Origin of the sequence: Streptomyces sp. NPDC050422 (assembly GCF_044458665.1) — a bacterium.
Lineage (GTDB): Bacteria > Actinomycetota > Actinomycetes > Streptomycetales > Streptomycetaceae > Streptomyces.
On the sequence record NZ_JBITIE010000010.1, the window covers coordinates 103335 to 121437 of the forward strand.

Annotated in this window: 12 protein-coding genes; 11 read left to right on the top strand and 1 reads right to left on the bottom strand. The window is 70.4% G+C overall.

The window, feature by feature from the left end:
* Positions 1-26: 26 nt before the first annotated feature.
* From cimA to ACIBJG_RS17330, 11 genes are all read left to right on the top strand, one after another.
* On the top strand, positions 27-1634 hold the full coding sequence (gene cimA / locus ACIBJG_RS17280; protein WP_399308364.1) for a citramalate synthase: 1608 nt from the start codon (positions 27-29) through the stop codon (positions 1632-1634).
* A gap of 548 nt (positions 1635-2182) precedes the next feature.
* On the top strand, positions 2183-3169 hold the full coding sequence (locus ACIBJG_RS17285) for a LacI family DNA-binding transcriptional regulator (RefSeq protein ID WP_399308365.1): 987 nt from the start codon (positions 2183-2185) through the stop codon (positions 3167-3169).
* Positions 3170-3464: 295 nt separating this feature from the next.
* Complete coding sequence (locus tag ACIBJG_RS17290; RefSeq protein WP_399308366.1) at positions 3465-5141, top strand: ABC transporter substrate-binding protein; 1677 nt, start codon at positions 3465-3467, stop codon at positions 5139-5141.
* A 38-nt stretch (positions 5142-5179) separates the two neighbouring features.
* Positions 5180-6247 carry an ABC transporter ATP-binding protein gene (locus tag ACIBJG_RS17295; protein ID WP_399308367.1) on the top strand — a complete coding sequence of 356 codons (1068 nt, stop codon included), beginning with the start codon at positions 5180-5182 and terminating at the stop codon, positions 6245-6247.
* The gene (locus ACIBJG_RS17300) at positions 6244-7224 is read left to right on the top strand and encodes an ABC transporter permease (RefSeq protein WP_399308368.1); all 981 of its coding nucleotides are present in this window, start codon (positions 6244-6246) and stop codon (positions 7222-7224) included. The genes ACIBJG_RS17295 and ACIBJG_RS17300 overlap by 4 nt, the downstream gene beginning before the upstream one ends.
* A gap of 164 nt (positions 7225-7388) precedes the next feature.
* Positions 7389-8366, top strand: a complete 978-nt coding sequence (locus ACIBJG_RS17305; RefSeq protein ID WP_399308369.1) for an ABC transporter permease — start codon at positions 7389-7391, stop codon at positions 8364-8366.
* Complete coding sequence (locus ACIBJG_RS17310) at positions 8363-9373, top strand: ABC transporter ATP-binding protein (RefSeq protein ID WP_399308370.1); 1011 nt, start codon at positions 8363-8365, stop codon at positions 9371-9373. The genes ACIBJG_RS17305 and ACIBJG_RS17310 overlap by 4 nt, the downstream gene beginning before the upstream one ends.
* A gap of 34 nt (positions 9374-9407) precedes the next feature.
* Positions 9408-10826, top strand: a complete 1419-nt coding sequence (locus ACIBJG_RS17315) for a GH1 family beta-glucosidase (protein WP_399308371.1) — start codon at positions 9408-9410, stop codon at positions 10824-10826.
* 57 nt (positions 10827-10883) lie between these two features.
* Positions 10884-13964, top strand: a complete 3081-nt coding sequence (locus ACIBJG_RS17320; protein ID WP_399308372.1) for a glycoside hydrolase family 3 N-terminal domain-containing protein — start codon at positions 10884-10886, stop codon at positions 13962-13964.
* A gap of 84 nt (positions 13965-14048) precedes the next feature.
* Entirely contained in the window at positions 14049-15485 is a 1437-nt protein-coding gene (locus tag ACIBJG_RS17325; protein WP_399308373.1) for a hypothetical protein, read from the top strand.
* A 293-nt stretch (positions 15486-15778) separates the two neighbouring features.
* Positions 15779-16375 carry a dihydrofolate reductase family protein gene (locus tag ACIBJG_RS17330; RefSeq protein ID WP_399308374.1) on the top strand — a complete coding sequence of 199 codons (597 nt, stop codon included), beginning with the start codon at positions 15779-15781 and terminating at the stop codon, positions 16373-16375.
* A 55-nt stretch (positions 16376-16430) separates the two neighbouring features.
* On the opposite strand, the gene ACIBJG_RS17335 is transcribed toward ACIBJG_RS17330, so the two are convergent.
* Positions 16431-18047, bottom strand: coding sequence for an adenosine deaminase (locus tag ACIBJG_RS17335; protein ID WP_399308375.1), 1617 nt, complete (start codon positions 18045-18047; stop codon positions 16431-16433).
* Between the last annotated feature and the right edge of the window lie 56 nt (positions 18048-18103).

Genomic DNA, 18103 nt, shown 5'->3' on the forward strand with positions numbered 1-18103 from the left:
ACTCATCCGACAGGAGTCAGACCAGCATGACCACCAAGGCCAAGCCCACCGACGACAGTTTCCATGTCTTCGACACCACGCTGCGCGACGGTGCCCAGCGTGAAGGCATCAACCTGACGGTCGCGGACAAGCTGACCATCGCCCGGCACCTGGACGATTTCGGCGTCGGTTTCATCGAGGGCGGCTGGCCGGGCGCCAACCCCCGCGACACCGAGTTCTTCGCCCGCGCGCGCCAGGAGATCGAGTTCAGGAACGCCGAGCTGGTCGCCTTCGGCGCGACCCGCAGGGCCGGCGGCAAGGCGGCCGAGGACCCGCAGGTCAAGGCGCTGCTGGAGTCGGGTGCCCCGGTGATCACGCTGGTCGCCAAGTCGCACGACCGCCATGTCGAGCTCGCCCTGCGCACCACGCTGGAGGAGAACCTGGAGATGGTGCGCGACACCGTCTCCCACCTGGTCGCCCAGGGGCGCAGGGTCTTCGTCGACTGCGAGCACTTCTTCGACGGCTACCGTGCCAACGCCGAGTACGCCAAGGCCGTCGTCCGGGCCGCGTCGGACGCCGGCGCCGACGTCGTCATCCTCTGCGACACCAACGGCGGGATGCTCCCGGCCCAGGTCCAGGCCGTCGTCGCCACCGTCCTGGCCGACACGGGCGCCCGCCTCGGCATCCACGCCCAGGACGACACCGGCTGCGCCGTCGCCAACACCCTGGCCGCCGTCGACGCGGGTGCCACGCACGTCCAGTGCACCGCCAACGGCTACGGCGAGCGGGTCGGCAACGCCAACCTCTTCCCCGTCGTCGCCGCGCTGGAGCTCAAGTACGGCATGACCGTCCTGCCCGAGGGCGCGCTCGCCGACATGACCCGCGTCTCGCACGCCATCGCCGAGGTCGTCAACCTCACGCCCTCCACCCACCAGCCGTACGTCGGCGTCTCGGCGTTCGCGCACAAGGCCGGGCTACACGCCTCCGCGATCAAGGTCGACCCGGACCTGTACCAGCACATCGACCCCGCGCTGGTCGGCAACACCATGCGGATGCTCGTCTCCGACATGGCGGGTCGCGCCTCCATCGAGCTCAAGAGCGTGGAGCTCGGCATCGACCTCGGCGGCGACCGCGAGCTCATCGGCCGCGTCGTCGAGCGCGTCAAGGAGCGTGAGCTCCGGGGCTACACCTACGAGGCCGCCGACGCCTCCTTCGAACTGCTGCTGCGCGCCGAGGCCGAGGGCAGGCCCCGCCGCTACTTCCGCGTGGAGTCCTGGCGGGCGATCGTCGAGGACCGCCCCGACGGCACCCACGCCAACGAGGCGACCGTGAAGCTCTGGGCCAAGGGCGAGCGCATCGTCGCCACCGCCGAGGGCAACGGCCCGGTCAACGCGCTCGACCGGGCGCTGCGCGTCGCCCTGGAACGGATCTACCCGCAGCTCGCCAAGCTGGAGCTGGTGGACTACAAGGTCCGCATCCTGGAGGGCCGCACCGGCACCGAGTCCACCACCCGCGTCCTGATCACCACGGGTGACGGCAAGGGCGACTGGGCGACCGTGGGGGTCGCCGAGAACGTCATCGCCGCGTCCTGGCAGGCACTGGAGGACGCGTACACCTTCGGGCTGCTGCGCGCGGGGATCGAGCCGACGGAGTAACGCGGACGGACACGTCCGGATCGCGGGCCGGCTCTCCGGCCCGCGGTCCAGGTGTGTGCGCCTGCTACCGAAGCCGTCGCGCGGGCCGCCGTTCCGGCCTGCCGCCGCCGGGGGCCGAATGGCCGCCGGCTCCGCCCGGTCACGGATGTCGTCGACGGAGGCCGGCCCGCCCTCCCGGTCCGGGTCGCGGATCCAGGCTCGTGTGCGAGCGAGAAGCGGGCGGGGCGGACTCCCGCCCGGGGCGTGCCGTCGTACGCGCGGCCGTGGCGAGGCAGGTCCACCGAGGCCGCCCACCGGATCGCTTACGGACAGGACCCCGCGGAGGCCCGCATCGCCTGGGCCGCTTTGTGTGTTCAGGATGTGAACGCAAGTGTCGTGCAGACCCGTTGCGGAAATGGGTACGGACCAATCTCGACGTGAAGTATTGACGGCCCTGTTCCAGCGAGGTTAACTCACGCCACCAACGCCGGTACCGGTTCCGGAACCGGTTGCGGTACCGGTTCCACGGCTGCTCGTTCGCTCTGTCCCGTTGTGTCCTGGAGGCCCCGATGCGTGTCACCATCGCTGATGTCGCCCGCGAGGCCGGCGTCAGCAAGACGACCGTGTCCCGGGTCATCAACACGAAGGGCGAAGTGGACGGTTCGACGGCCGCCCGTGTTCGTGAAGTGATCGCACAGCTCGGCTACGTACCCAGCTCGGGCGCCGTCGGTCTGGCCCGCGGCAGCAGCCGTACGGTCGGCATGCTGGTGCCCTCGCTGACCTGGCCGTGGATGGGCGAGGTGCTTCAGGGCGTCGTCGACACCGTCGAGGCCGCCGACTACGGGCTGTTGCTCTTCACCTGCAACCGCGGGGCCGAGTCCGTGCAGCGCTTCACCAGCCAGGTGTCGGCGCGCGCCTTCGACGGACTGGTCGTCGTCGAACCCGAGAACACCCTCGACCACCTCACCTCACTGCACCGCGCCGGCCTGCCGATCGTGCTGATCGACGATCGCGGCCACCACCCCGAATTCCCCTCCGTCGTGACCACCAACCACGAAGGAGGCGCGTCGGCAGCCCGCCATCTGCGGGACGCCGGCCGCACCAGGCCCCTGGTCATCACGGGCCCCCAGGACTTCGGCTGCGTACGCGACCGGCTAACGGGGTTCGTCTCCGTCCTGCCCACCGACCTCGTCCACCGCGGAGACTTCACCGAGCGTTGCGGCCGCGAGGCCGTGGAGCAACTCCTCGCCTCCGGCGTCGAGTTCGACTCGGTCTTCGCGCACAACGACATCACCGCGGCAGGCGTGCTGCGGGCGCTGCGCGCCGCGGGGCGCTCCGTGCCCGGCGACATCGCGGTGGTCGGTTTCGACGACATCCCGATGGCCGAGCACACCGAACCGCCCCTGACCACCGTGCGCCAGCCCACCCGGCAGATGGGTGAGACGGCCGCACGGATGCTCCTCTCCCACCTCGGCGGCACGCCCGTACCCGACGCACCGCTCGTGCTGCCCACCGAACTGGTCGTGCGCCACTCGGCGCCCGTGGGGGGTGGCTGACGAGTGAGGGCGGCGTCGCGGCGTCCGGCACGCACGCTCGCGGCGTTGCCGAAACGCCCACGTGGCTCCGCCACGAGGGCGCTCCGGCGCCTTGCGATCGCACGCACCGGACGCCGCTCCTTCACCCGCCCTCACTCGTCAGCCACCCCCTAGCGCTGCGGGCCCCGGCCCGCACGCACCCGTACCACCAGCACTGCCTGTACCGCCCGCACGCACCCGTACCGCCCGTAGCCGGCGCGCCGAGCGCTGCCCGTTTCCGGATCTCCCAGACCCGCCAGTCCCTCCTGGAGTCGCCATGTCCGCACGCCGTCACCACACGCTCAGAGCGGTCGCGCTCGCCACCGCTGTGGTCGCGCTCGCCGCCGGATGCTCGTCAGCCAACTCGAACCGCGACAAGAGCGGCAGTGGCGCTTCGGGCGTCCTGAACATCGGCAAGCCGGACGGGCCGCAGACGAACAACAGCAACCCGTTCCTGGCCACTTCGGCGGGCGCCACCCTCGGCTACCGCTTCATGATCTACGAGCCGCTGGCGATGGTGAGCCAGATCCGGCCCGCCGACAAGCCCGACCCGTGGCTGGCGACGGAGTGGAAGTGGGACCTGAACTTCACCAAGGTCACCTTCACCCTGAACGACAAGGCCAAGTGGGCCGACGGCAAGCCGCTGACCGCCGAGGACGTCGCGTTCACCTTCAACCTGCTGAAGAAGCACCCGGCGCTCAACGGCGACGGCATCGCGTTCGGCGGCGTCGAGGTCCAGGGCAAGAAGGTCGTCCTGACCTTCGACGACTCGCAGTACGTCAACCAGAACAAGATCCTCCAGCAGTTCATCGTGCCCAAGCACATCTGGGAAGGCGTCAAGAGCCCGGAGACCTGGCCCAACCGCACGCCCGTCGGCTCGGGCCCGTACAAGCTGAAGACGTTCACTCCGCAGACCACCACGCTGACCGCCACGCCCACCTACTGGAAGGGCGCGACGAAGGTCAAGGAGCTGCGCTACAGCACCTACAACGACAACAGCGCCGCCACCACCGCGCTGGCCAGCGGCAAGCTGGAGTGGTCGTTCGTCTTCATGCCGAACTACAAGCAGCTGTTCATCTCCAAGGACCCCAAGAACCACAAACTGTGGTTCCCCTCCGGGCTCGGCATCCACGGCCTGTGGTTCAACACCGCCCGCAAGCCGTTCGACAACCCGGCGCTGCGCAAGGCCATGGCGATGGTCGTCGACCGCAACGCGATCTACACCCAGGCCGAGGCGACGCTCTACCCGGAGATCACCAACCCGACCGGCATCCCGCTGCCCGCCGGTGAGTCCTTCCTCGCGCCCGAGTACAAGAGCGCGACCACGAAGCCGGACGTCGAGGGCGCCAAGAAGGTCCTGGAGGAGGCCGGCTTCACGCTCAGCGGCGGCGTGCTGAAGGACCCGGGCGGCAAGGCCGTGAAGCTCACCTTCACCGACCCGGCCGGCTGGAACGACTACATCACCGGCCTCGCGATCATCAAGGACAACATCAAGAAGATCGGTATCGAGGCCAAGGTCAAGACACAGACCGCCGACGCCTGGACCGCCGACGTGGCCAACGGCAACTTCGACGCCACCCTGCACTGGACCAACAGCGGCGCGACCCCGTACGACATGTACCAGAACATCATGGACGGCGCGCTGCTCCAGCCCATCGGCAAGCCCTCCCAGCTCGGCAACTTCGGCCGCTTCAAGAACACCGAGGCGACCGAGGCGCTCAAGGACTTCGCCGGCGCGACCACCGACACCGCCCGGACCGCCGCGATGAACACACTGCAGAAGATCATGGTCGAGCAGGCGCCGATGATCCCGACCGCGGCCGCGCCCATCGGGGCCGAGTACTCCACGAAGAACTGGGTGGGCTGGCCCACCGAGGCCGACCCGTACGCCGACCCGCAGCACACGCAGCGCTCCGCGCTGGAAGTCGTGCTGAAGCTCAAGCCGTCCAAGTAGGGCCGTCGGCCTCAGACCCAGGGATCCAGGTACCGGCCATGTCTGACCAGACCGAGAAGAACCACGTCGTGCTCGAAGCACGCGGAGTCACCAAACACTTCGCCGTCCGGCGCACCGGCCGCGACCTCGTCGCGGGCAAGCGCCGCAGCGTCCACGCCGTCGACGACGTCTCGCTGCAACTGCGGCGCGGCACCGTCACGGCACTGGTGGGGGAGTCGGGCTCCGGGAAGTCCACCGTCGCCAGGCTGCTCGCCCAGCTGTATCCGCTCACCGAGGGCGAGATCCACCTGGACGGACAGGCGGTGAAGGCCGGACGTGGCCGGTCCTTCCGCAGTTACGTACGCCGGGTCCAGCTCATCTTCCAGGACCCGTTCGCCTCGCTGAACCCCGTGCACACCGTGCGCTACCACCTCACCCGCGCCCTGAAGATCCACGGCCGGGCGGGCAACGGAGAGGCGGAACTCGAAGAGAACCTGACCGCTCTGCTGAACCGCGTCCAGCTGACTCCTCCTCATCAGTACCTGGACAAGTTCCCGCACGAGCTGTCGGGAGGTCAGCGCCAGCGCGTGGCCATCGCCCGCGCGCTCGGCGCCGACCCCCAGGTCCTCCTCGCCGACGAGCCCGTCTCGATGCTGGACGTCTCGATCCGGCTCGGGGTGCTCAACCTGCTGGCGGACCTCAAGGACCGCATGCACCTCGCGATCCTCTACATCACCCACGACATCGCGTCCGCCCGCTACTTCGCGGACTCCACGCTGGTGATGTACGCCGGCCGGATCGTCGAGGGCGGTGACAGCGAGACCGTCACCCAGCACCCCGCGCACCCCTACACCCAGCTGTTGATCGCCTCGGCGCCCGACCCGGACCGGGTGGCCGACGAGGAGGAGCAGGAGGAGACCGGCAGCGGCGAGCCCCCCTCGCTCATCGACCCGCCGGCCGGCTGCCGCTTCCACCCCCGCTGCCCCAAGGCGATGGAGCGCTGCCGCACCGAACTGCCGCCCCGCTTCGACCTGGCCGACGGCCAGTGGGCCGCCTGCTGGCTGTACGACTCGGCCACCGGCGACGCGACCACCACCGACGACCACGAGAAGGAGGCTGCGAAGTGAAGTTCCTGCTCCAACGGCTCGCCTTCTACCTGGTCACCGCGTGGGCCGCGATCACCATCAACTTCCTCATCCCGCGGATGATGCCCGGCGACCCGGTGCAGTCCCTCATGGCCCGCTTCCAGGGACAGCTGGACACCAATGCCATCGCCTCGCTCCAGGCCCTCTTCGGCCTGGACAAGCACCAGTCGATCTGGCAGCAGTACGTCGACTACTGGGCGCATCTGCTCGACGGCGACCTCGGGCTGTCCTTCACCTTCTTCCCGACCCCGGTGAGCGAGGTCATCGCCCAGTCGCTGCCGTGGACGCTCGCGCTCGTCGGCATCACCACGCTGATCAGCTTCGTGCTCGGCACCGGCATCGGGGTCTTCACCGGCTGGCGGCGCGGCTCCTGGATGGACAGCCTGCTGCCCGTCACCACGTTCATCTCGGCGATCCCGTACTTCTGGCTCGGCCTCATCGCCATCTCGCTGTTCGCCGTGAAGTGGCCGCTCTTCCCGGCCGCCGGCGGCTACGACAACTCGCTGGTGCCCGCCTTCGACTGGCCGTTCATCTCCAGCGCGCTCTACCACGGGGCGCTGCCCGGCCTCACGATCGTGCTCAGCGCCGTCGCCGGCTGGATCCTCGGCATGCGCAACATGATGGTGACGGTGTCGAGCGAGGACTACGTCATGGTCGCCCAGGCCAAGGGGCTCTCCGAGCGCCGGGTGATGTTCGGGTACGCCGCCCGCAACGCGATCCTCCCCAACATCTCCGGCTTCGCCCTCTCGCTGGGCTTCATCGTCGGCGGCACGCTCCTGGTGGAGATGGTCTTCTCCTACCCGGGCATCGGCTACCAGCTCTTCCAGGGCGTGGGAGCCAAGGACTACCCCCTCATGCAGGGCGTCTTCCTGATCATCACGCTCTCCGTCCTCGCGGCGAACCTCCTCGCCGACGTGCTCTACATGGTCCTCGACCCCCGTACCCGAAGGGAGGCCTAGTGCCTCTCGTCCAGAGCAGGCCGGGCTCGCGGGGTCTGGCACGCACATCTGCGGCGTTGTCGTCAATCACCACGGCTCCGCCGTGCCTCAATCCTCCGCCTCGCAGCTGCACGCACCAGACCCCGCTCCCTGTCCGGCCTGCTCCGAACGAGAGGCACTAGCTCATGGCCGTCACCGCCACCGAAGTCGCCGTACTCGACGCGACCGAGACCCCCGCAGCGAGCAAGCGCAGGTTCCGCTTCCTGCGCGGCCGCAAGACCGTCGTCGGGCTCTGCATCCTGCTCTTCTTCATGCTGATCGCCGTCATCGGCCCGTGGATCGCCCCGTACGACCCCGACACGATGAGCAGCGAACTGCTCCAGCCGCCCTCCGGATCCCACTGGTTCGGCACCACGCAGACCGGTCAGGACGTGCTCTCGCAGATCCTGGTCGGCACCCGCGGCGTCCTCGTCGTCGGATTCATCGCCGGCATCATCGCCACGATCCTCTCCGTGCTGATCGGCGTCAGCGCAGGCTTCCTCGGCGGCACCGCCGACGAGGTGCTCTCGCTGCTCTCCAACGTCTTCCTGGTGATCCCCGGACTGCCGCTGATCATCATCATCGCCAGCTTCGTCTCCGACACGGGCGACCTCCTGATCGCGGCCGTCATCGCCCTCACCTCGTGGGCCTGGGGCGCCCGGGTGCTCCGCGCCCAGACGCTCTCGCTGCGCCGCAGGGACTACGTCGAGGCGGCCCGCGCCACCGGTGAGTCGACCTGGCGGATCATCTTCTTCGAGGTGATGCCGAACCTGACCGCCGTCATCGCCTCCGGTTTCGTCGGCACCGTCATCTTCGCGATCCTCTCCGAGATCACGCTCGCCTTCATCGGCGTCGCCGACATCTCCAACTGGAACTGGGGGACCGTCCTTTTCTGGGCGCAGTCCAACCAGGCACTGGCCCAGGGCGCCTGGTGGTGGTTCGTCCCGGCCGGGCTCTGCATCGCACTGCTCGGCATGTCGCTCGCCCTCATCAACTTCGGCATCGACGAGTTCGTCAACCCGCGCCTGCGCACCGAGACCGGCGGCTCCCGGAAGGTCCGGATGCGCGTCGGCTTCACCCCCGTGGCCCGTACCGGCACGTCCAAGAAGGAGCCCCGCCCATGAGCGAGCCCGTCCTTACCATCAGCGGCCTCAACGTGGACTACGGGACCGGCGCCGACGCCGTACACGCGCTGCGCGACATCGACCTCACCCTGCACCGCGGCGAAGTCCTCGGCCTCGCGGGCGAGTCGGGCTCCGGCAAGTCGACCCTGGCCTACGCCGTCACCCGGCTGCTCTCCCCGCCCGGCGTGATCACCGGCGGCGAGGTCCACTACCACCGGCCGGGCGGCGAGGTGCTCGACCTGCTCACCCTGTCGGCGCCCGAACTGCGCGCCTTCCGCTGGCAGGAGCTGTCGATCGTCTTCCAGGGCGCGATGAACTCCCTCAACCCGGTGCACACGGTCCACAGCCAGCTCACCGACGTACTCCAGGCCCACCGCCCGGAGATGAAGAAGAGCGAACGGACGGCGCGGGCCGAGGAGCTGCTCAACCTGGTCGGCATCTCCGCCGACCGGCTCGGCGCCTACCCGCACCAGCTCTCCGGCGGCATGCGCCAGCGCGTGATGATCGCGATGGCCCTCGCCCTGGAGCCCGAGATCGTCATCATGGACGAGCCCACGACCGCACTCGACGTCGTCATGCAGCGCCAGATCCTGCGCCGGCTGGTCGAGCTCCGCGAGGAACTCGGCTTCTCCGTCGTCTTCATCACGCATGACATCTCCCTCCTCATCGAGTTCTCCGACCGCATCGCGATCATGTACGGCGGCCGGATCGTCGAGGAGGCCGGAGCGTCCGACATCTACCGCGACCCCCGCCACCCGTACAGCGACGGACTGCTGCACTCCTTCCCCGCGCTGCACGGCCCCCGCCGCGAACTCAGCGGCATCCCGGGCTCGCCCCCGCACCTGTCCGCGATGCCGGCCGGCTGCGCCTTCCACCCCCGCTGCGGCAAGAAGGTCGCGGGCTGCGACACCCACGTCCCGGTGCTCGCGGCGCCGGACGGAGGCGACGGCTCCCGCTCGGTGGCCTGCTGGCTCCACAAGGAAGCCCCGGCCGCCGCCCGCTCGTAGCGCCGCCGTACGCCACGCACACCACAGGAGAACCATGAACCTCGTCACCTCCCAGGCCTACGCCCGCGAGCTCGCCGCCCGGGCCGTACCCGGTCTGCCCGCCGACTTCCGCTGGGGCGTCGCCACAGCCGCCTACCAGATCGAGGGAGCGGCGGCCGAGGACGGCAGAACACCGTCGATCTGGGACACGTACTGCAGGGTGCCGGGCATGGTCGTCCGCGGCGAGAACGGCGACGTGGCCTGTGACCACTACCACCGGATGCCCGAGGACGTCTCGCTGATCGCCGGCCTGGGCGTCGACACGTACCGCTTCTCGCTGGCCTGGCCCCGCATCCAGCCCGGCGGGCGGGGCCCCGCCAACGCGAAGGGCCTGGACTTCTACAAGCGCCTGGTCGACGAGCTGGAGGACAAGGGCGTCACCCCGTGGATCACGCTCTACCACTGGGACCTCCCGCAGGAGCTGGAGGACGCGGGCGGCTGGCCGGCCCGCGACACCGCCTACCGCTTCGCCGAGTACGCCGCCCTCGCCTACGACGCCCTGGGCGACCGGGTGAAGCACTGGACCACGCTGAACGAGCCGTGGTGCTCGGCGATGCTCGGTTACGCGTACGGCAACCAGGCCCCCGGCCGGAAGGACTTCGGCGAGGCGATCCACGCGGTCCACCACCTGCTCCTGGGCCACGGCCTCGCCTCGCAGTACCTGCGCGAACAGTCCGCCGCACGCGGCAACGAACTCGAACTCGGCATCACCCTCAACCTGGGCACCGCCACCCCCGAGACCGACAGCCACGAGGACGCCGAGGCCTGCCGCCGCGCCGACGGACTCGGCGCCCGCCTCTACCTGGACCCCGTCGTCAAGGGCGCCTACCCCGAGGACATCGTCACCGACCTCGCCGCCCAGGGCATCGAACTCCCCGTCCAGGAAGGCGACCTGGCGGCCATCTCCACCCCGCTCGACGTCCTCGGCGTCAACTTCTACCGGGGCTCGCTCTTCTCCGGCGTCACCGAGGACGGCGCGACGACCGACACCGACGGCCTGCCCGTCACCCGCGTCGTCGAGCGTGACCTGCCGCGCACCGCCATGGACTGGGAGATCACCCCCACTGCCCTCACCGACCTGCTGGTCCGGCTGGAGAAGGACTACGGCCTCCCGACGGTCATCACCGAGAACGGTGCCGCGTTCGACGACACCGTCTCCGCGGACGGCGAGATCCACGACGCCGACCGCACCACGTATCTCGCCGACCACATCGCCGCCGTCGCCGACGCCCGCGCCCAAGGGGCCGACGTCCGGGGCTACTTCGCCTGGTCGCTGATGGACAACTTCGAGTGGTCCTACGGCTACGACAAGCGCTTCGGCATCGTCCGCGTGGACTACGACACGCAAGGCCGGACGCTCAAGGACAGCGCCAAGTGGTACCGCGACACCATCCGCCTCACCCGCGGCGCGTAGCCGCCCCACCCGCACTCCCGTACCCCTCGCCGCAGCAACCGTACGAAGGAGCCGCACATGCCACCACGCACCCGTCGCCGGGCGAGACCCGCGACCGCCGCACTGGCCGCCGCCACCGTCCTGGCCGGCCTGCTCGCCGGGGCCGTCCCCAGCGCGGCGGCGCCCGTCGCGGCCGACGAACCGGCCCCCGTCGCCATCGACCGGTTCGAGGGCGAGGTCCCGTTCGCGACCCAGCCCGCCGAGGGCATCTTCACCTGGGGCGGCGACGCCGACGACCCGCCCACCCTGTCCCTGAAGGAACGCGCGGATGCCCCCGAGGGCGCCAAGGTCCTCGAAGGCACCTACGACATCAGCGGCTACGGCGGCCTCAGCCACGACTACGCCGCCGACCAGCCGGCCCACGACTGGTCCGCCCACAAGGGCATCCGCTTCTGGTGGTACGGACAGAACACCGCGCCCCTGCCCCCCGGTTCGGGCAAGAAGATCAGCTTCGAGATCAAGGACGGCGGCGCCAACGGCGAGGCCTCCGAGCTCTGGACCACCTCCTTCACCGACGACTGGGAGGGCTGGCACCAGGTCGAGATTCCGTTCGCCGACTTCACCTACCGCGGCGACTACCAGCCCGTCGGCGGCATCGACCAGGTGCTCGGACTCGACGAGATGTGGGGCTACGCCCTCACCCTGCCGCCGGGCGCCCCCGGCTCCTTCGCCATCGACGGCATGGAGCTGTACGGGAAGGCCGACGCCGCCCTGAAGGCGAGCGTCGTCACCGACGCTGCCGTGCACCCCGTCAAGCAGGGCGAGACCGCCGACATCGGCCTCTCCGTCGCCACCACCGGTTCGCTCCCGCTGGAGGAGCCCGTCACCGTCGCGTACGAGACCAAGGGCGGCAGCGGCGGGTCCGGCACCGACTACACCCCGGTCAGCGGCACGTACACCTTCCCCGCGGGGACCGCCTCCGGCGCCACGCACCGCGTCTTGGTCACCACGAAGAAGATCGCCGGCGCCGCCTCCGCGAAGACGGTCCCGCTCGAACTCACCGTCACCGGCGCCAAGCCGCCGAAGGAGAACCCGCAGGTCGTCATCGACGCCCACGGGCTGCCCTACCAGAACCCGAAACTGCCGGTGAAGAAGCGGGTCGCCGACCTGCTCGCCCGGATGTCGCCCGCCGAGAAGGCCGGCCAGATGACGCAGGCGGAGCGCAACGCGCTCTCCTCGCAGGGTGACATCGCCACGTACGACCTCGGCTCGCTGCTCTCCGGCGGCGGCTCCGTCCCCACGCCCAACACCCCTGCGGCGTGGGCCAAGATGGTCGACGCCTACCAGCTGCGCGCCCAGGCGACCCGCTTCCAGATCCCGCTGATCTACGGCGTGGACGCGGTGCACGGCCACAACAACGTGATCGGCTCGACGATCATGCCGCACAACGTCGGCCTCGGTGCGACCCGTGACCCGAAGACGGTCGAGAAGACCGGCGCCGTCACCGCGAACGAGGTGCGCGCCACCGGCATCCCGTGGGACTTCGCCCCCTGCCTCTGCGTCTCGCGCGACGACCGCTGGGGCCGCGCCTACGAGGCGTACGGGGAGGACCCGGCACTCGTGGAGTCCCTGGAGACCGTGATCCAGGGCATGCAGGGTGCGGCCTCCGGCAAGGACCTGGACCGCAACGACAAGGTGCTGGCCACCGCCAAGCACTACGTCGGCGACGGCGGTACGGAGTACGGCTCCTCGACCACCGGCTCGTACCCCATCGACCAGGGCGTCACGAAGGTCACCCGGCAGGAGCTCGAAGCGGTGCACCTCGCCCCGTTCACCGAGGCCGTCAAGCGCGGGGTCGGCACGGTCATGCCGTCGTACTCCTCGCTCGACATCCTCGGGGACGACGAGGGCCCGGTGAAGATGCACGCCAACGCCGAGATGATCAACGGTGTACTGAAGGACCGGATGGGCTTCGACGGCTTCGTCATCAGCGACTGGCAGGCGATCGACCAGATCCCCGGCGACTACGCGAGCGACGTCCGCACCTCCGTCAACGCCGGACTCGACATGATCATGGTGCCGACGGCGTACAAGGACTTCACGAAGACGCTCCAGGACGAGGTCACCGCGGGCCGCATCACGCAGGCCCGGATCGACGACGCCGTCACCCGCATCCTGACGCAGAAGTTCAAGCTGGGCCTGTTCGAGAAGCCGTACGCCGACACGTCCAACCTCGACAAGGTCGGCTCGGCCGAACACCGTGCCGTGGCCCGCGAGGCCGCCGCCAAGTCCCAGGTGCTGCTGAAGAACGACGGCGGCGTCCTGCCGCTGAAGTCCGCACAGAAGGTGTACGTCGCCGGCTCCAACGCCGACGACATCGGAAACCAGGCCGGCGGCTGGACCGTCAGCTGGCAGGGCTCGTCCGGCAACATCACCCCGGGCACCACGATCCTGTCGGCCATGAAGAAGGACGCGGCCTCGGTCACGTACTCCAAGGACGCATCGGCCGCCACGGACGGTTACGACGTCGGCGTCGTGGTCGTCGGAGAGACCCCGTACGCGGAGGGCATCGGCGACGTCGGCAACGGCCACGACCTGGAGCTGTCCGCCGCCGACAAGGCAGCGGTCGACAAGGTCTGCGCCGCGATGAAGTGCGCCGTCCTGATCGTCTCGGGCCGCCCCCAGCTCATCGGCGACCGGCTCGGCGACATCGACGCCCTGGTGGCCTCCTGGCTGCCGGGCACCGAGGGCGACGGTGTGGCCGACGTGCTCTTCGGCAAGCGGGCCTTCACCGGGCAGCTGCCGGTCACCTGGCCGAAGTCCGTGTCGCAGCTGCCGATCAACGTGGGCGACGCGGCATACGACCCGCAGTTCCCGTACGGCTGGGGCCTCACCACCCTGAAGAAGCCCCCGGCCGGCGGCGAGCTCACGCTCGGCGCACTCGCGCTGGCCGCCCAGGTCGCGGAGAGGACAGGCCTCGGCCGGACGGACGTGGGCCGCACCATCGTCGGCCAGGCCCGGCTGCTGGTCCAGCAGAAGACCGGCGGGAAGCTGACGGAAGCGGTCTCCAAGCCGTTCGCCGACGCCGACCACCTGCTGCTCACCGGTGACCTGACCGGTGCGGTGGCCAAGCTGAGGGCGGCGTACCGGGCCGTCTGAGGCGCGAGCGCGGCGGGTGGGCGGCGAAGGTGCCGCCCCCCCGCCCGCCACGCATTTCTCACCCGTCTGGGTTAGCGTCGAAGTATGCGGAACAGAGCGTTCCCAGCCTTCCTGGTCCCGGCATTCCTGGCGGGGCTCCTCCTCCTGCTGTCGGCGGCCGCCCTGCTCCTGGCCCCCGCCGCTCCCGCCGCTCCCGCCGCACCGGCCGTACCGGCCGCCACCGGCGCCTCCACCGTCGACGAGGTCGCCCAGGCCCTGCGCAAGAGCCCGGTGTACGTCGATCCGGCAGCGGCCTCCCAGCTCTCCCGGAACCAGGCAGCCGCCCTGACGAAGAAGATCAAGGACGCCGACAAGCCGGTCTTCGTGGCCGTGCTGCCGCAGAGCTCCGCCTTCCCCGCGGACAGCGTGCTGCGCACCCTGCGCACGGACACCGGGATCACCGGCGTCTACGCGATCCGCCTCGGCGACGGCTTCAACGCGGGCGCCGATCCACAGGTGATGTCGCGGCAGGCGGTCCAGAACCTCACCGCTGCCGTGAAGACCCCCGGCGCGGACACGTCCGCCGCCACCCAGCTGAACGCCTTCGTCGACCGTGCCGTGGAGCAGGCCCGGGGCCACGCCCCCGGCTCCTGGGGCGGCGGCAACTCCTCCCGCACCGGCTCGGCCGCTCCCGGGCTGATCGCGATCGGCGCGGTGGTGGTCCTCGGCGGCGCGGGGGCGTACACGATCGTGCGCCGCAACCGGAAGCGCAAGGAGGCCGAGGAGCAGGCCGCCCTGGACAAGCTCCGGGTCGTCGTCGACGAGGACATCACGGCCTACGGGGAGACCCTGGACCGGCTCGACTTCCACCCCGCGGAGCCGGGCGCCGACGACACGATGCGCGCCGACTACGAAAGCGCGCTCGACTCCTACGAGACCGCCAAGTCCCGTATGGCCCAGGCCCGGCACCCCTCGGACGTGCGCGGAGTCACCCAGGCCCTCGAGGACGGGCGCTACTCGCTCGCGGTCCTGGAGGCCCGCCGCGGCGGTGGCGAGCTCCCCGCCCGCCGCCCGCCCTGCTTCTTCGACCCGCGCCACGGCCCCTCGGTCGCCGACGTCCGCTGGACCCCCTCGGGCGGCACGGCCCGCGAGGTCCCGGTCTGCGGCGCCGACGAGGTACGGCTGCAGCGCGGCGAGGACCCGATGAGCCGCACCGTCGACGTGGGCGACGGCAGCCGCCGCCCGTACTGGGAGGCCGGCCCGGCCTACGGCCCGTGGGCGGGCGGCTACTTCGGCGGCGGCCTGCTCCCGGGACTGCTGGTCGGCACCATGCTCGGCTCGATGCTCTCGACCCCGGCGTACGCGGCGGAGTACGGCGGAGGCGACTTCGGCGGTGGTGACTTCTCCGGCGGCGACGTCTCCGGCTCCGACTTCGACTCGTCCGGGTTCGGCGGGGGCGGTTTCGGCGACGGGGGAGGCGGCGGGTTCGGTGACGGCGGAGGCTTCGGTGGTGGAGGCGACTTCGGGGGCGGAAGCTTCTAGGGCGTGTTTCGAAAGTCCCGCCTGCCGGGCGGCGTCTGGCACTTCCCCGAGCTCTCGGCTTCGCTCGAGCAGGGGAGACCCCATTGCTCGCGGCGTTGCCGAAAAGCCCTGGTAGCTCCGCTACGAGGACTTCCCGGCGCCTTGCGATCGCACGCACCAGACGCCGCCCGGCCCGCCCGCCGGGCGGACGGCGCTACTTTCGAAACACGCCCTAGGACATTCGTCGATGACTTCCGGGCCGCGTGGCAGTCTCTCTTCCCGTACACCTGATCTGCAGCCGAGGAGCACGTCACATGCGCATCGTCATCAGCGAGTTCATCAGCCTGGACGGCGTCGTACAGGCGCCGGGCGGTGCCGAGGAGGACACGGACGGCGGCTTCACCCACGGAGGCTGGTCGCACCCGTTCTTCGACCCGGAGGTCGTGGGCGGATCCTTCAGCGACTCGATGAACGGGGCCGAAGCTCTCCTGTTCGGCCGCCGCACCTGGCAGACGATGGCCGGGGCATGGCCCGAGCGGGCCGGTGATCCGTTCGCCGACCGGATGAACGCGATCGAGAAGTACGTCGTGACCGGCACCCTGGGCGACGACGAACTGACGTGGAACAACACGGAGCGCATCCCCGGCGAGAAGTTCGCCTCCCGCATCCAGGAACTGCGCGAGAAGGACGGCGGCGACCTGCTGGTGATGGGCAGCCCCACGCTCGTACGCAGCCTGCTGAGCGAGGGGCTCGTCGACGAACTCCGGCTCGTGATCATGCCGGTGCTGCTCGGCGGCGGAAAGTCGATCTTCCCTGAGGACGGCGGGCTGCGCACGCTGGAACTGGTCTCGCACGCCACGAGTGACGCGGGCGTGCAGGTGTGCACGTACCGGACGGTGGCGAAGGCGTAGGCGTAGGAGGGGTGCGGGGCCACGGCCCCGCACCCCTCACGACGCGGGCCTCGGGTCAGCGGCGGCCGGCGTGGTCGCGCTCGAAGGCGGCGAAGGCCGTCTCCTGACGCCACTGCGTCGCGGCCTTCGGGTTGTCGGCGAGATAGCGGGCACAGCGGGCGCCCGGGTGAGCACTGCCGGGCCGGCTGTCGGCGCAGGCAGGGACAGCCCGGTAGCCGGAGGGGGCGGAACCGGCGGCCCACAGGCTGCGGCCGTCACGGAACGCGTACTCCAGCGAGGCGCGCGCCAGGTCCTTCAGCTCGGTGTAGGAGAGGCTGTACGTCCGGGCGGCGTACTGGTACTCATGGCTGACGTTGATCCGCGAGACGCCCGGGTCGTCGGTGGACAGGACGACCGGCACGCCGTAGCGGCGGTAGGCGTTGAACGGGTGGTCGGCTCCCGCGATGCCGAGGATCTGCTTGTTGCTGGAGAACGGCACCTCGACCGCGACCTGGCGCCGCGCCATGGTCCGGGCGAGCTGCCGCCAGTCGTCCTCGTGGACCAGGTCGACGCCGTGCCCGATGCGTTCGGCTCCGGCGACGAGGACGGCCTCGCGGATGTGGAAGGTCAGGTCCTCGGGCTTGACGAGACCGGGAGCCAGCTCGCCGGCGTGCAGGGTGAGGTGGGCGCCCGGGTACTGGCCGCGCAGGTACTTCAGCATCCGCATCTGGAGGCTGTAGTTGCTGAGCGCGCTCTCCCCGTCCTCGGGCTGTACGAGGTTGACGGCGACGAACCTCGGATCGCGCTCCGCCAGCCGCATGCCGACCGCCATCTGCGTGAACACCCGTGCCGGGGAGCTGCCCCGGGAGACCTGGGAGATCCAGCGGACGGGCAGCCGGCAGCCCGGGTCGGGGCGCTTCGTGCCGCAGTGCGCGGTCGCCCGGAACTGGGCGTTGGCGTCGTCGGCCTCCCGCACCGCCTCGTTCACGACCCGGTCGAGCTGCCCGCCGGCCAGGAGCTTGCGGTGCAACGCCGCCAGGTCGGCGTCGTAACCCACCGCGTCGGCAAGCTTCTTGGAGCTGTCCGACGCCGGGGTGACCATCGTCTCCAGGTAGAACTGGTTCTGCTCCACCACGGTGTTGGCCACATTGGCCAGCAGTTTGCCCCGGTCGGACGTCGCCAGGCCGAACTTGCCGAACGTGTCGAAGAAGTGGTCGTGCCCGGACTCGTCGGCCGGGAAGTCCTGCATGGACCAGGCCCGGACGATTCTCTGCCGGAATCGGCTGTCCGTCCGCGCGTCGGCGGCGGGCCGCGTGCCGGGACCGCAGGGCGGCGCGACGGCCGTCATTGTCGCGTCGATGCACAGGCCCTTCTCGCCCGCGAGCCTGATCAGGTACTCGGTGGTGACCGCACCCGACAGGTGGTTGTGGAGGTCGCCCCCCTTGGGCAGGGCGGCGAAGAAGGCCTTCAGCCTCCCGGGCCGGCCCTGCAGCGAATCGAGGTACGCGGCGGTCCTGCGCTCGGACGCGGTCACGGCACGGGGTGAGGAGAATCCTGCCGCCTGCGGCGTCACGTCGGCCGACGGTGCGGCCGCCGCCGGGGTCGCCGGGAGCAGGGTCAGCACGGCGAGTGAGCCGAGCCCGGCGATGAAGGGGGACTTGGGACGGCGTGCCGTCCGGTTGGTTGAGATCACGGCTCGAATGATCGCGCCCGGGAGGTGACTTATCCCGCAAACCACCTCTACAGGAC

Excerpts from the sequence above, each read along its gene's own strand:
- ACIBJG_RS17290 (WP_399308366.1), top strand. The coding sequence starts at position 3,465 with ATGTCCGCACGCCGTCACCACACGCTCAGAGCGGTCGCGCTCGCCACC.
- ACIBJG_RS17305 (WP_399308369.1), top strand. The coding sequence starts at position 7,389 with ATGGCCGTCACCGCCACCGAAGTCGCCGTACTCGACGCGACCGAGACC.
- ACIBJG_RS17330 (WP_399308374.1), top strand. The coding sequence starts at position 15,779 with ATGCGCATCGTCATCAGCGAGTTCATCAGCCTGGACGGCGTCGTACAG.
- ACIBJG_RS17295 (WP_399308367.1), top strand. The coding sequence starts at position 5,180 with ATGTCTGACCAGACCGAGAAGAACCACGTCGTGCTCGAAGCACGCGGA.
- ACIBJG_RS17315 (WP_399308371.1), top strand. The coding sequence starts at position 9,408 with ATGAACCTCGTCACCTCCCAGGCCTACGCCCGCGAGCTCGCCGCCCGG.
- ACIBJG_RS17285 (WP_399308365.1), top strand. The coding sequence starts at position 2,183 with ATGCGTGTCACCATCGCTGATGTCGCCCGCGAGGCCGGCGTCAGCAAG.
- ACIBJG_RS17325 (WP_399308373.1), top strand. The coding sequence starts at position 14,049 with ATGCGGAACAGAGCGTTCCCAGCCTTCCTGGTCCCGGCATTCCTGGCG.
- ACIBJG_RS17310 (WP_399308370.1), top strand. The coding sequence starts at position 8,363 with ATGAGCGAGCCCGTCCTTACCATCAGCGGCCTCAACGTGGACTACGGG.
- ACIBJG_RS17320 (WP_399308372.1), top strand. The coding sequence starts at position 10,884 with ATGCCACCACGCACCCGTCGCCGGGCGAGACCCGCGACCGCCGCACTG.
- cimA (WP_399308364.1), top strand. The coding sequence starts at position 27 with ATGACCACCAAGGCCAAGCCCACCGACGACAGTTTCCATGTCTTCGAC.